This is a genomic window from Pseudomonas putida, assembly GCF_001976065.1.
GTDB classification, from domain to species: domain Bacteria; phylum Pseudomonadota; class Gammaproteobacteria; order Pseudomonadales; family Pseudomonadaceae; genus Aquipseudomonas; species Aquipseudomonas serbica.
Genome location: NZ_MNAH01000008.1, coordinates 273149 through 286167, shown reverse-complemented (window position 1 = coordinate 286167; position 13019 = coordinate 273149). Strand labels below are relative to the sequence as shown.

The window sequence follows — 13019 nt, the reverse complement described above, 5'->3', positions numbered from 1 at the left end:
AATATAACCCCGGCAGGGCCAACCTCCGGGGTTTTGCTTTTCTGGCAGCCAGCCCGGTTCAACGCTTTGACCGGCACCTTGTTGAAACTGGTCGGGGCTTCCATCTGTGGTGCATGACCTTTCCCTGCAAACGATTATCGCTATGCGCTCATCCTGCTTTTAGAAAGGTATGCTCAACTTAAGCCAATAAGCGTTACCGTCAGGACGGTTACGCACCTGAGTTTCATCTTGCCATTTCGCCGTCAAGAACCACCCTTTTTTACTGGTATATTTGATCGAAGGGCCGATGGCCAAACTGCGACCTTTATTATCCTCCACGGTTTGGCCATTCTGCCGGTCGTCGGTGGTCTGCCACAGCGCATAACCGCCGACGCCTACCACCCAACCGTTACCCAGCCCCCACCCCACCGCGTAATCCATGTGCAGTTCCTGGCCGGAGAGATAATCGGTGGCGTCGTTTTTGCGGTTGAAGTCGTACATGGTTTTGACATCGACATTCAGTCCTTGGGGGTCTACATAAGACAGCGCAACGACAGGCTCGAACACCCAGTAATTACGACCGGTGTTGGCAAGGTCATTGCGATCGTATCTGCCCGTGGGCGCGATCGTATCGACGGCGAAGACGGCATGCATCTTCTCACTGAAGTGGTAGCCCAATGCTGGAGCAAAGATGATGTCACCTAAACCGCTGTTGCTCTGTGATTGACCATTGAGACTGACCTTCAAATCCACCAACGGCACGATGATATGAAAGCCCAGGTTGCCGCCGAGAATTTGCTGCTCCGTAACCCAAATCAGCCGAGGGGCGATGCAGTCAACGCGTATGTCAAAGTCCATTGGCAACTTCTGACCATGATTACCACGAAACGTATCAGCTTCATAATGGCTGGCGAAAAGCTGGCCATAAACACCCGGAGGCGGCATCGCACCGGCCATGTAGTTTTCGGCGCCCATTGGATAAGACGAACCGCCCTGTTCACTGGCGTGTGTCAGGCCACCACTCAATGCAATAACAGTGAGCCCAGCCAACTTCAAGAACGAGTACTGCTTCATAATCAAGACCTTTTTTATTATTATCAAACAAACACGCGAGCAAACCGCGCGACAGTGTCACGGCGAGCCAGAGCCAGAGCCAGACTCTTGGACAAATACCGATAGCGGGACAAGGCGGAAACTTCGGCAGTTTTATAGAGCCGCTTGATACAAATGTCACGAGCAAAAAAACGACTTTCACCGACTCGGGTGCGATAGCGAGCAATGCCACTACATCTGTTCGGAGCTGCCGACTGAAGACTCTTCTCCCCTGGATGAAGAGTGTTTTCTTTGGCGCCAGGCATATTTTTCGGGGCTTTGCGATGTATCGACCGAATAGATTACCGAGGCGATAGCGGCAGGATTTACCAAGTCATCGGGTGCCAGTGGCACCTTATCGTTCGCAAACATGGAACTGTGCGTACAAACTCCACTGATCAATTAAACAATTGATGCCTATGCATGAGTCCGCCCCCAAAACTGCAATCAAGAACTGCTCTTCATGGTTAATTATCGCCTTGCATAATTCACAGTAGAACGTTTTGCCAGTGATTAGTTTGGATAGCGCCCGTCTTCCAATTGTCCAAAACTTTGGACGCTACTTCCAGCATTAACCCGCTTGTGACTGCATCGCCGGTGCACTCATGCTTTCAGTACGAACTCGTCCGAGGCTCTCACACTGGCGTCAGCGCGATGCCGCCAATCCCTATCCAATACCCGTCTAGGTTGATAAAAATGAATCAATTGAATTGCCTGCCGCAGGATTCAGTCATTTGGGGTGCAAACATCCTCGCAGATACCGTCGCCCGCCTTGGCGACCACGGCATTGCCCATCCGATCACATTCACGGTAGAGGCCCTGGATCACTTGAACAGGACTTATCTGCAACCGCATATCCAGCAAGGGGTGGGTATCTTTACCAATCTGCCTGCGCATGTGCCCGATGTCGCTGTCCAGGAGGGGTTGGCTGCCTGCATTCGCCTCGAAGCCAATTCGATCATCGCGCTTGGCGGTGGCTCGGTGCTCGACGCCGCCAAGGCGGTGTCGTATTTACACTTCCAGCAGACGGGCCGTTACCTTCCGATTGCGGCCTTGCCGACGACACTGTCCGGTTCTGAGTTTTCGCATTATTTCGGCATCACCGAGACTCACGGCCCGGAGAAATTCAAACGCAGCTATGCGATACGCGAAACGGTGCCCAAGGTGGTGGTGATTGACCCCATCCTTTTGCTAGATACGCCACGTCCTCTGTTGCTGTCTTCGGCCATCAAGGGCATGGACCATGCGGTTGAAGGGATGCGCTTGGTCGGTACGGATCATCCACATGCGGTCATGGCGGCAAGCGGATTACAGCGTTTCTTTACCGTGCTCGAGAAGTGGCCGAAAGAAATCGATACGCGTCGCGCCATTGCTAACGGACTGGTCACAACTGACGACCTACTGCAGCTTCAGCTTGCCGCCTGGCAGTGCTATTTCTCGCCAGCGTCGGTAATTTACGGTCTCAGTCACCGGATCGGCCATATTCTAGGCGGCACTTTCGGGCTGCCTCACAGTGCCACGTCGTGCATCACGCTGGCCCCCGTCATTCGTGCGTGCGCTGAGTATTACGGTGCGAAATTCGATGCATTGTTCGAGCCGAAAGGCAACGAATCCGCCGCAGAGCAACTCGCCAGCAGGATTGCCAATCTAGTGACCACCCTTGGTCTGCCGAACCGGATCAGCAGCTTCGACGTGGACAAGTCGCAACTTGCGAAAGTCGCCGGCTTGCTCAAATCGAACTACCCGAAAGAGGTCGATGATCTGGGCAACAATGCGTCTGCCAAGCTCGATATGCTACTGGAGAGTCTCTGGTGAGCGGCCTCTCTTCGGACAACCGGGCGCCGGGATTGCGCGAAGCCCGCGATGCATTGGCGGGCGGGCGCACGAGTGCCTTTAAACTCACACTCCGCGCATTGAGCGTCGCCTATGAGAGTCAGCGTGCGGTTAACGCGTTCGCGACCATTGCGCGGGACAAGGCACTGGTGGCCGCGGTAGAAAGCGATCGCAAGTATGCAGTAGGTTGCGCCCGGCCGCTCGAGGGCTTGGCGATCGGCGTCAAGGACCTCATCGATACCCAGAGCATCGAAACGCGTTATGGCTCAGCGGCCTATATCGGCAATCTACCATCGGCAAATGCCGCTATCGTGAGCAGGCTGGTCGAGCAAGGCGCAATCATCATCGGCAAGACGACGACCCACGAATTCGCTTGGGGTGTCACGACGTCCAGCCGCGAGTTTGGCGACACGCTTAATCCTCTGGATACGCGCTGCATCCCCGGGGGATCCAGTGGCGGTGCGGCGGCGGCGATTGCATACGGTGCCGTCGCGGCGGGCCTGGGCACCGATACCGGCGGCTCGGTGCGCATTCCGGCCGCTCTGTGTGGGGTGGTCGGCTTCAAACCGACCTATGGGACATTTTCCACGCAAGGCATCTTCTCATTGGCGCCCAGTCTGGACCATCCAGGCCTACTTGGCGCGAGCGTCGACGACGTCATGGTGCTGGCGGAAGCGTTGGGCGTTGCACTGCAGGGCGGCGATATTACCGAGTCGCCGCGCTTTGGGGTGATTCACAACATCGAACCAGTCCCCTTGAGTGCTGAAGTGGCAATGTCTTTCGAGCAGGCCATCGACATCGTGGGCCGTAGCTACCCGTGTGATGAGCTCAACGCGGTCGGCTTGTTCGACGGGGTATTCCAGGCATTCGCCGGCATTGTTCTGACCGAAGGTGGTGTTAGCCACTTCGCGCGCAATGACTGGGATTTCATCACCCGCCACTACAGTGCCGAGACGGTTGACCGACTCGACCGCGCCAGTAACGTTACCTTGAGCGACTACGCGAACTGGCAGCAAACACGACGGCAATTCACGGCGAAGCTCAGCCGAGCCATGGCAAACGTCGATTATCTCCTACTGGCTACCTGCCCATGCACCGCGCCACGCGTTGATACATCAACGATGAACATTGGCGTTTGGCAGGGTACGGTCCGCGAAGCGCTGATGACCTACACTGCGCCGTTCAATGTCGCCGGCTTCCCCGCAATCTCCATACCATTGCCCTTACATAAGGGCCACCTTCGCGCAGGGCTCCAGATCGTGGCACGCCCCGGGGACGATGGCGGCCTGCTACAGGTCGCGCTGAAACTGGAACGCCTGCTGGCATCGGGCGCAAAGGTTTAAAGGGCTACTCGCCGTCGAAGGTTGTCGCCTTGGGGATCTCGACGGCGAGGAAATCTATTAGCGCTCGCACTGCAGGCAAAAGTCCGGTCCTATACGGCATTAAAGCGGTCATGCGCGCGTCCGCGACCATCCAACCAGGCAATACGCGCCGCAACGTGCCGGCCTTTAGTTCTGCCTTGCAGATATAACCTGGCAGTGCCGCTATCCCCAAGTTTGCACAGGCTGCCTCCTTAGTTGAAGTCATGTCGTTACTTTGAAACCTGGGGGCAATTGGAACCGTTATTTCCTTGCCGGAGGTTTCATTCAATTGCCATTGCGCAGGACCTCCTCGCACGATCGAAATCGTCACGTGCTGAGCCAGATCTTCGGGGCTTGCGGGCGTGCCCATCTGTTCTAGGTATTGCGAACCAGCAAACAGGCACCACGGGACCTTCGCAATCGCGCGCTGTATCAGGGACGAATCCTGCAACGGCGTGATGTGCCCCCGTATCGCCAGGTCAAAGCCTTCACCGACAATATCGACCAGCCTGTCAGTCAGTATTTCGACAATCTGCACTTTGGGATAGCGGGCAAGGAAGACCGGAAGCAGGTCACGCAGCGCGAACTGGGCGATTTCGACGGCGGTGGTGATGCGGATAACGCCGCTGGGTTCGGACAGCCTTTGCCGCACCGCCTCTTCTGCGACGTCCGAGCTATGCAGCATGGCAATGGCGTGTTGGTAAAATTCGGCGCCAACGTCCGTCATGCTGAATTGACGCGAAGTGCGGTTAATCAGGCGGACGCCGAGATAAGCCTCCAATTCTTGAATGCGGTGGCTGAGCGTTGATTTAGGCATGCGCAGGCTGTTGCCGGCGGCGGTGAAGCCACCACGGTCGACCACTTGAACGAAGTAATAAACGTCCTTTAAATCCAGCATCTGGGTTCTAGCCTGAATAGAATCATGGTCGAGTGTGTCCTGAGCAATCATTTCGAGAAATCAAGGCGCTGAAAGCACAAATTTAGCCGTGCGCCGCCACATGATAACGCACCGCAACTTTCGTGAGCGCGAGAGATCGTTCACTGTTTTGGAACTTATCGTACAAGACCACAAACTTCTAAAGCCCTGCGAACAAACCTAATATTCCTTTATCTCCAAACAATATCCATTGCGCCACGTTTTATTGAAGTCGCGTGCCTGATGTGCTTGCTGACACGTTGCACTGACCCGAGGTCGTTGATGGGCGTGAAAACAACCAGGAGCAAAAAAGTGAACGATACCCTAAACCTTGAACGGCACGAGCCGGTCATCACTCCGACCGGGCAAACACCCTACAGCGCGTGGATTCAGACCGACGCGCTGCACTCCCTCCAACGTACAGTCAGCGATCATCCTGGCGAACATGCCTGGATCGCTCACGTGCAAGTGTCCGAACTGTACTGGATGCTCATCATCAAGGAATTCCAGACCGCGCAAAGGCAATTACGCGCCGATGATTTGCCCCAGGCCTACCGAACGCTGCTGCGCGTGGTTGAACATCAAAAAGTGATTGACGCTGCCTGGGGCTCGATCGCCTGGATGACCCCCAACGACTTGCTGGCCATCCTTTCGCGCGCCGCTGCCACTTATGGCAAGGACACCGCACTGCAAGGGTGGACGTATCGGCATATGGTGTATCTGCTTGGGATCAAGCAAGCCGTGCATCTGCAACATTTCACGCCTCAACCCGAGCGCTGGGCACAACTGGAAAAGGCACTGGCTGAACCAAGCATCTATGACGACGTGCTCGCCTATTTGAGCCGCCGCGGCATGAATGTGCCAAAAGCGGTACTCGAACGTGATCTGAGTGCGCCCTACTCTCCCAGCGAAGAAATAGAGCAGGTTTGGCGTAATATCTACGCAGGCTCTGACACGAACATCGAACTCCAACAGCTCGGTGAATCGCTCGCCGACATCGCCGAGGGATTCAGCAATTGGAAGTATCGCCACTTGATGGCAACACGCCGAACCTTCGGCGCACGGCCTGCTTACTTCGGCACCGAAGGCGTCGCATGGCTGGTGCCCACGATGGATGAAATTCCCTTCCCCGAACTTTGGTCGGCGCGCACCCTAATCGGCGATCCGCCACCATTATGTCCGCACATGGCCAAGCACAGAACCTGACGACCCGCTAACGTGCTCGGCGCGCTCCCCTTCGATTAATCGCAGGGGGGGCGCACCGAGCACGTTTTTTTGTTGGAACGCACGCGAAGGCACGTGTCATAGGGTCTATCCCCGCGTGACCTGTCCCGGACATATAATCTGCGCAATTCGCTCAGATGAGATCAGTGGCGGTAAAGTCCCGAGGGAAATGTGTCGCCACGTCTTGCTTAACTACAAATACTGTTACTCGACAACCTCTGCCCAGATGGACGTTAGGGCATCCAGATAGTCGGAAGGCGGCAGCGAGTAGATCGAAGCCTGGATGGCTTCTTTGCACAGGGAGGGCCGCTTGGTAAGCACATCGACATACCGCGCGACGTTGGGAAGCTCATCCCACATGGATGCCAGCCCTAGATACGCCATGCGAACAAAATTGACGCCCCAGACTACATCGCCGAGCGAGAAGGAATTATCGTCCGGGTAGGGGAATGACTCCGCGGCCAGTGCATGATCGAGCTCCGTCAACAGATTCCCCACATGCTTGCGAGCGGCCCGTTGAAACTCCGCGTCATGGCACACCTGCTTGCCGCCGCTTTCCTTTACGATCTTGGCGCGATAGGCGGCGACCAGTGCAGGCTCGCCAGCATTTGCGGCGGCCAAAGCCTCCAGCGCGATGATTTTGCAGTCGTAAACTGTTTCCATCACCGACTTGAGAATATCTGGCCGCCTGTCGGCATCCGGGTGGAAGCCGTAGAGCAGTGCTCCATTCGGGATCCTGTCGACAATGTCCACCTGGCGCATCACCTCGGCGCGCGCATGCGCCTCATCGCACAACAGCTGAACCGGCTCGCGTGACACTGCATCGAGATAGCAACAGATCCGCTTGGAGTCCGCGATCACCCGACCGGCCTCATAATCAATAAGCAACGGCACAACACAGGGATCAAAGCCTTCCGTTTCGACTGACGTCCGCCCACTGTAACGGGTGACGAAATCCTGATTCAGCTCTCGGCATGCGATCAAACGTAAACGGACATAGGAGGGACTGTAATGTTCCGCCGGGATTACCCCGTCAACTCCCATCGCACACAGAATGATCATGTCATTCGAACGGTAGGATAACCCCTTCTCAAAAAGAACCGTCCGCACTTTCTGCGAGCACAGCGAGCTCGCTGCATGGAACAATTCGAAGCGAGGGTTCGGATCACTACCCACCAAGGTGATGCGAACTGGGTCGACAATGGCAGCGCGAGCGGCGGCCGCCATTTTCATCAATCGGTCATTACTTACCATTACATACGGAACAACATGCACGAATGATACTCCTTTGATCTAAGCAACGTTTTTTATAGAATCTCTGCCTATAAAGTTATTATCTGATAAACACGGTTCTGACGTTAAAAGACGATATGATTACTTCAGGCTCTGGTCCCGAAGAGAGTGTCGGTTATCTGCTGGGACCACGTTTCCCAGGAGTGAACATGTTGCGACTCTATGACAGCCGGTTCTCGGGCAACTCGTGGAAAGTACGCATATTGCTTAATCAGCTGGGGATACCATACGAACGCATCACCCTGGATTTGGCCAAAGGTGAAGCATCAAGTCCGGCGTTCAAGAAGATCAGCCGTTTCGCTCGAGTCCCCGTACTGCAACTTGACGACGGCAGGACCATCGTCGAGTCCGCTGCCATCCTGTTCTACCTGGCGCAGAACAGCCGCTACCTTCCTGATGATCGCTATCTGCGCGCTGAAATAGTCAGCTGGCTGTCATTCGAGCAGGCAGATCTGCAAAAGCCGCTTGCCCTGTGCCGCGTCTACCATCTGAGGGGTGTCGCTGATTCCATGGCGCAGCAGATTCAGAAATTTCATGCCGAGGGTTACCACGCTCTGGAAAAGCTCGATCAATGGCTATCCGGGCATAACTGGTTGGTCGGCGACGCCTATACCGTGGCCGATCTAGGGGTATTTGGCTATGTCTCGCTGGCAACCGAAGGTGGATACAACATGGACAAATTCCCGTCCATTCAACGGTGGATAACACAGATCAAGGACCAGCCTGGGTGGATCGATCTATTTCATGTCGGTTGAAAAGCGAAGCGCCTGCAGTCGCTTCGCTTAACAGAGGGATGAGCTTGGTGGCAGTTTAACTCAGGCCGTCTCAGTGACCCGTTGTGGGCACCGCAATAACCTGGCAACAGAGGCGACTCGCCTACCCTGGAATTGCGCGACTGCCAAATGGTCAGAATCCGGAATCAAGGTGTCTTGATTTGACACATGGGTTGCGCCATACGGAGTACCAGCCTTGAACATTGCCGGATCTGCGTAGCCGAGCGGCACGATGATGAGGCCAAGATGGGCCATCGGACCATAGATAGACAAGAGGGTCGCTTCGTTACCGCCATGTTTGGAGGATGTCGCGCCAAACACTGAACCCACTTTCCCATTGAGCTTGCCTGCAAACCACAAGCCGCCAAGGCCATCGATATACGCCTTCAGCTCAGAGGCTATGGAACCAAACCGCGTTGGTGTACCGAAGATGATGGCGTCGGCCCATTCGGCGTCAGCTTCGGATGGCCTGTCGTACTTCTTATTCATGGCCTCTGCACTATCGAGCCAGCCGGGTGCTTGCAGCATGACTTCGTGGCTAACCAGTTCCCGAGCCCGGCGCAGCCGAACTTCGGCGCCTTCCGCAATGGCGCCTTGGGCAATCGCGTTGGCGAGAATTTCTGTGGAACCTGCACGAGAGTAAAAAACAATCAGGACTTTTGGTTTTGACATGATGGAACCTTTGTTTTACGGGTGTGAACCGCGACGCTGAGCCAACGTCGCGGGCATGTTGGCAGCTGCGTTACCGAGGCCTATACGGAAATCGGCTCTAGCCGGGCGAGTAACTCGTCTTTGCGCTCGCTGAGCCAGGATGGAAGCTGGAACTCGGAACCAAGCTGGTCTTGCGGTTCGTCGATGGCAAAGCCGATGTCGGTGGTAGCCGCCTCGAACATCACCCCGCCCGGCATTTTGAAATACATGGAGCGGAAGTAATTCCGATGCACTGATTCGGAGGTATCGATATGCCCCATCGCCATCAACTTCTCTTTCAACGCCATTTGCTGCTCGATGTTATCCACGGCGAAAGCGACGTGATGGATCGTACCTTCACCGTAGATTGACGAGCCTTGCAGGCGATCGGGTTCATGCAGGAATTCGACGATCGTTCCCGGTGCGCCACTGGCTGTTTCAAAGCGGTGGTAAGGGCCATTTTCAGCTGCATGGCGGAATCCAAGAGCGTCCTTCATAAAAATGATTGATTCAGCCACTTCTCGCAGCGACAGCGTGATGCTGTGCACGCCGCGGATGGCGAACTCTTCTGGAATATCACTGGCGACGCACGCTGGGCGCGTGTCCTGATCAGTGGCCACGAGATCGAACTCGATCCCGCACGGATGCTGAAAACGCTGGCGCGTTTCGCCGAAACGCGACACCACTTCACGGTCGAACGGGACGCCTTTGATGGCGAAGCGAGCCCGCCAGAAATCCAGGGAGTGCCTGGGAACTGAGTAGTTGATGACCCTGATCTGGCCAGAACCCGGGCGAGCTTTCACGCCTCTTTGCTTGAAGGGGAAAGATGTAACAAGCGTACCCACATCCCCTCGGGAGTTGCCGTAATACAAATGGTAGATGGGTTCGTCACCGTCAAGCAGAACCGTCTTCTTGATCAGGCTCTGGCCCAGCAACTTCACGTAGAAGTCAACATCCTCCTGCGCTCCGGCGACGCCGACAGTCAGATGGTGAAAGCCTTTTATGGTTGACATATAGTTCTCCAGTTTTTTTGGGCCGAGCAAAGCCACCACGGCTGTCAGCGCGGCTGGCGATTACCTGGTAATTGCTGAAACTATTCGTGGACGAAGGTGGTGAACTCTTCCAGTTCCACCTTGGAAATACTCATCTGGTTCTCTGCCAGGCTATTGTCGGCCCAGCCCAGCGACATCCCCGCTACCACCATTTGATCATCAGGAAGGTTGAGTTCAGTGCGCAGCACCGGGTGCTGCAGGGACCATATTTGTTGAGGGCAAGTATCGAGACCACGACCCTTGGCTGCCAGCATGATGTTCTGGAGAAAGCAGCCATAGCAAATGAAACTGGCCCATTCCAGACGGCGATCCATCGTGAAAATGAGGCCTACCGGCGCGTCGAAAAAACGGAACTGGCGCTCGACGTCTCGACGCCGCCCGGTTATATCACTTCGGCAGCATCCTTGAGCGTCGCCCAGTTGTCCGCGAAACGAATTGAAACGGGTCGCATAGGGTTCATGCAGTGGTTGAGGAAAGAATGAATACTCCGGCTTCAGGCCTTCGGGTGCTCCGCGGTACGCCTCCACCGCGGCCGTAGTAACGCGCTCGCGCGCCTCACCAGTTATAACATAACAGCGCCACGGCTGGCTGTTACTCGAACTAGGCGCATACTTTGCCGCTGAAAGGATGTCCTTCACCATTTCCATCGACACTGGCTGATCCAGAAAACCACGCTTCGTGCGACGGTCGCGTATCAGATCATCAATGAACGGGCTGGTCGGCATCGTTTTCGTCTCCTTATTATTAGATGGGTGTCTAAGCTGTTTCGGTTTTATTTGCGTCTAAAATCTTCCCGTTTCTGTTGACTTCCCTGGACGTGGCTCAAGCATATGAGCCTTCAAGCTGGCTGAGAAGGCGCTGGGCTTGTACGTAGGGTTCCGAATTTTGAAACGATAAATCCCGCTGTCTTCTCTCTGATCGGCGCACTCCGTAATACGGCCTTAATCCCACGCTCTATGTCCTTGACTGAATTAAACCTCGAGTTCTGACTAGATCCTCAATGCGAATCACTGGCGTTGCGGCAATACCCAACATGCCCCATGACGAACGTTGTGATTGTCGCCAGCCAATCAACGCGAGTGCCAGGTTGAGATGCCGTGCGCTCGCCACACGCCGACAGATGCACCCTCATACTGGAGGCATTCCCATTAAAATTATCGTTATTGGCGGAACTGGCCAGATTGGGACTCAGCTCTGCAACAACCTTCGCCAGCAAGGCCATGATTTCCTGGCAGGCGCACCAAGCACCGGCGTCAATGCAGTTAATGGAGAGGGCCTTCAGGCGGCGCTGACGGGTGCCGAGGTAGTGGTCGATGTCGATAACTCGCCGCGTTCGAGGACGCCTGCGCTGGAATTTTTCAAGAAATCCGGGCGTAACCTGTTCTCTGCGGAGAAGGCTGCCGGAGTGATACACCATGTCGCCCTGTCCGTGGTGGGCACCGTGCGGATGCTCGACAGTGGCTACTTCCGGGCCAAGATGGCCTAGGAGAAGCTGATCAAGGACTCGGGCATGCCCAACTCCATCCTGTGGGCTACGAAGTTCTTCTAGTTCATCGGCGCAATTGCCGAATCCGGTGTGCAGGGAAGCAACCGTATTCGCCTGTCCGCCGCCGCCTTTCAGCCGGTCTCCTCGGCCGATGTCGCGGCGGCACTGGCGAAGATTGCCGTGCAATCACCCCGTAATCAGATGGCAGAGGTAACCGGGCTTACCTGGAACACAAGGATGACCCGCGAGAAGTAATCGCAGACACTGCGGCCACTTACTTCGGCGCGCCGATCGATGACCAGTCACTGACCCCCGGTGCCAATCCTATCTCGGTGCGAACCACTGCGAGACATGGCTCAAGCGCTCTGCCGCAACGCCCTAGCCAACAGGCTGGTATCAGCTGTGTTCCAGACATTTCAGATGAGGAGAGCCACATGCAAATCCATCATCTCTTCGCCCTGCTCCCCCTGCTTTTCAGCGGGCTAGTCATGGCCCAGGACAAGGCCGCCACCGCTGGGTCAATACGGTGATGACCCAGGTGCTACCCGTATACACTGGCAAGGAAGTGCTTATGCTTACCGTGGATTATCCACCCGGCGGTGCCGACCCGGTACATCGTCATGACGCCCATGGGCTTCATCTATGTGCTCGAAGGCACCATCGTCATGAGCGTGGCCGGAGGTAAGGAGGTCACGCTGACGCCTGGGCAAACCTTCCACGAAGGACCGAAGGACGTGCACACGGTTGGAAGCAATGCCAGCCAGGACGGGCACGCCAAGTTTGTGGTCTTTCTTCTGAAGGATGCAAACAAGCCCGCTTTGATCCCAGTCAAGTGACTGGAATTACCAAAAAACATCATACCGAGAGCCGACGACACCCTGCTAGTTAAAGAAAGGTCCGCCAGCATGTAGTGCTTTTGGGCCGCCGGGTGAAACCTGAGAGGTTGCGCGCACCCGGTACAGAGGGTTCGAAACGCTGCAGTTCGCTTGTGCATCTTGAGGCGCCTTTGCGTTTGCAGGCGTGACATGTAGCTGATTTTGGTAGAAGTTCGCCCCAGATCGATCACCAGATCCAGGTGGGCCAAGCACCCGGCAGGTTATCGAGATGTGGGCACTAAGGCTGTAGGCCAGCAGGGACCCGATTACCAGCATCGCCATTGCGCATATAACTAAGTGGCTGGCCAGTTTCTGGACGCGTTGGGGTGATTCAAAGAAGGCGAACATAGATAGCTCACTCAAAAAGTCGCGGCGTCGCTATGCGGGAGTCCGCCATGCTGTCACGGCCCCCTCGTTCAGGTTCGATTGTCAGATCACGGGAATC

General features: G+C 55.7%; 11 protein-coding genes and 1 pseudogene. 6 read left to right on the top strand and 6 right to left on the bottom strand.

Annotation, left to right across the window (positions count from 1 at the left end):
• Window positions 1-159 precede the first annotated feature (159 nt).
• Window positions 160-1053, bottom strand: coding sequence for a SphA family protein (locus tag BKX96_RS25040; RefSeq protein ID WP_077185733.1), 894 nt, complete (start codon window positions 1051-1053; stop codon window positions 160-162).
• 714 nt (window positions 1054-1767) lie between these two features.
• On the opposite strand from BKX96_RS25040, the gene BKX96_RS25035 reads away from it, so the two are divergent.
• Together BKX96_RS25035 and BKX96_RS25030 are read left to right on the top strand one after the other, a co-directional pair.
• The gene (locus tag BKX96_RS25035) at window positions 1768-2886 is read left to right on the top strand and encodes an iron-containing alcohol dehydrogenase (RefSeq protein ID WP_077185732.1); all 1119 of its coding nucleotides are present in this window, start codon (window positions 1768-1770) and stop codon (window positions 2884-2886) included.
• Window positions 2883-4247: an amidase gene (locus BKX96_RS25030; RefSeq protein ID WP_077185731.1), complete on the top strand. Its 1365-nt coding sequence runs from the start codon at window positions 2883-2885 to the stop codon at window positions 4245-4247. Before BKX96_RS25035 ends, BKX96_RS25030 begins: the two co-directional genes overlap by 4 nt.
• Before the next feature lie 4 nt (window positions 4248-4251).
• On the opposite strand, the gene BKX96_RS25025 is transcribed toward BKX96_RS25030, so the two are convergent.
• The gene (locus BKX96_RS25025; RefSeq protein ID WP_256721622.1) at window positions 4252-5214 is read right to left on the bottom strand and encodes a LysR substrate-binding domain-containing protein; all 963 of its coding nucleotides are present in this window, start codon (window positions 5212-5214) and stop codon (window positions 4252-4254) included.
• Between the two features lie 279 nt (window positions 5215-5493).
• Between BKX96_RS25025 and BKX96_RS25020 the strand changes: the two genes are divergently transcribed.
• Window positions 5494-6387, top strand: coding sequence for a tryptophan 2,3-dioxygenase (locus BKX96_RS25020; RefSeq protein WP_077185730.1), 894 nt, complete (start codon window positions 5494-5496; stop codon window positions 6385-6387).
• 222 nt (window positions 6388-6609) lie between these two features.
• Here the strand turns inward: BKX96_RS25020 and BKX96_RS25015 are convergent, their stop codons facing one another.
• Window positions 6610-7638 (bottom strand): glutathione S-transferase family protein, encoded by a 1029-nt coding sequence (locus tag BKX96_RS25015; RefSeq protein ID WP_218639282.1) that lies wholly within the window; start codon window positions 7636-7638, stop codon window positions 6610-6612.
• Between the two features lie 209 nt (window positions 7639-7847).
• Between BKX96_RS25015 and BKX96_RS25010 the strand changes: the two genes are divergently transcribed.
• Window positions 7848-8453, top strand: coding sequence for a glutathione S-transferase family protein (locus BKX96_RS25010; protein ID WP_077185728.1), 606 nt, complete (start codon window positions 7848-7850; stop codon window positions 8451-8453).
• A 60-nt stretch (window positions 8454-8513) separates the two neighbouring features.
• Here BKX96_RS25010 and wrbA read toward each other — a convergent pair whose 3' ends face one another.
• From wrbA to BKX96_RS24995, 3 genes are all read right to left on the bottom strand, one after another.
• On the bottom strand, window positions 8514-9143 hold the full coding sequence (gene wrbA, locus BKX96_RS25005) for an NAD(P)H:quinone oxidoreductase (RefSeq protein ID WP_077185727.1): 630 nt from the start codon (window positions 9141-9143) through the stop codon (window positions 8514-8516).
• 80 nt (window positions 9144-9223) lie between these two features.
• Window positions 9224-10174: a ring-cleaving dioxygenase gene (locus BKX96_RS25000; RefSeq protein ID WP_077185726.1), complete on the bottom strand. Its 951-nt coding sequence runs from the start codon at window positions 10172-10174 to the stop codon at window positions 9224-9226.
• Window positions 10175-10254: 80 nt separating this feature from the next.
• Window positions 10255-10938, bottom strand: coding sequence for a nitroreductase (locus BKX96_RS24995; RefSeq protein ID WP_077185725.1), 684 nt, complete (start codon window positions 10936-10938; stop codon window positions 10255-10257).
• Between the two features lie 422 nt (window positions 10939-11360).
• Here BKX96_RS24995 and BKX96_RS24990 point away from each other — a divergent pair.
• Both BKX96_RS24990 and BKX96_RS33295 read left to right on the top strand, forming a co-directional pair.
• Window positions 11361-12081, top strand: a pseudogene (locus tag BKX96_RS24990) (SDR family oxidoreductase).
• Window positions 12082-12319: 238 nt separating this feature from the next.
• Window positions 12320-12535: a cupin domain-containing protein gene (locus BKX96_RS33295; RefSeq protein ID WP_256721621.1), complete on the top strand. Its 216-nt coding sequence runs from the start codon at window positions 12320-12322 to the stop codon at window positions 12533-12535.
• The last annotated feature ends 484 nt before the right edge of the window (window positions 12536-13019 follow it).

Coding starts and splice junctions, on each gene's coding strand:
- BKX96_RS25015 (WP_218639282.1), bottom strand. CDS start 7,638: ATGAAAATGGCGGCCGCCGCTCGCGCTGCCATTGTCGACCCAGTTCGC.
- BKX96_RS25025 (WP_256721622.1), bottom strand. CDS start 5,214: ATGATTGCTCAGGACACACTCGACCATGATTCTATTCAGGCTAGAACC.
- BKX96_RS25035 (WP_077185732.1), top strand. CDS start 1,768: ATGAATCAATTGAATTGCCTGCCGCAGGATTCAGTCATTTGGGGTGCA.
- BKX96_RS33295 (WP_256721621.1), top strand. CDS start 12,320: ATGACGCCCATGGGCTTCATCTATGTGCTCGAAGGCACCATCGTCATG.
- BKX96_RS25040 (WP_077185733.1), bottom strand. CDS start 1,053: ATGAAGCAGTACTCGTTCTTGAAGTTGGCTGGGCTCACTGTTATTGCA.
- BKX96_RS24995 (WP_077185725.1), bottom strand. CDS start 10,938: ATGCCGACCAGCCCGTTCATTGATGATCTGATACGCGACCGTCGCACG.
- BKX96_RS25010 (WP_077185728.1), top strand. CDS start 7,848: ATGTTGCGACTCTATGACAGCCGGTTCTCGGGCAACTCGTGGAAAGTA.
- wrbA (WP_077185727.1), bottom strand. CDS start 9,143: ATGTCAAAACCAAAAGTCCTGATTGTTTTTTACTCTCGTGCAGGTTCC.
- BKX96_RS25000 (WP_077185726.1), bottom strand. CDS start 10,174: ATGTCAACCATAAAAGGCTTTCACCATCTGACTGTCGGCGTCGCCGGA.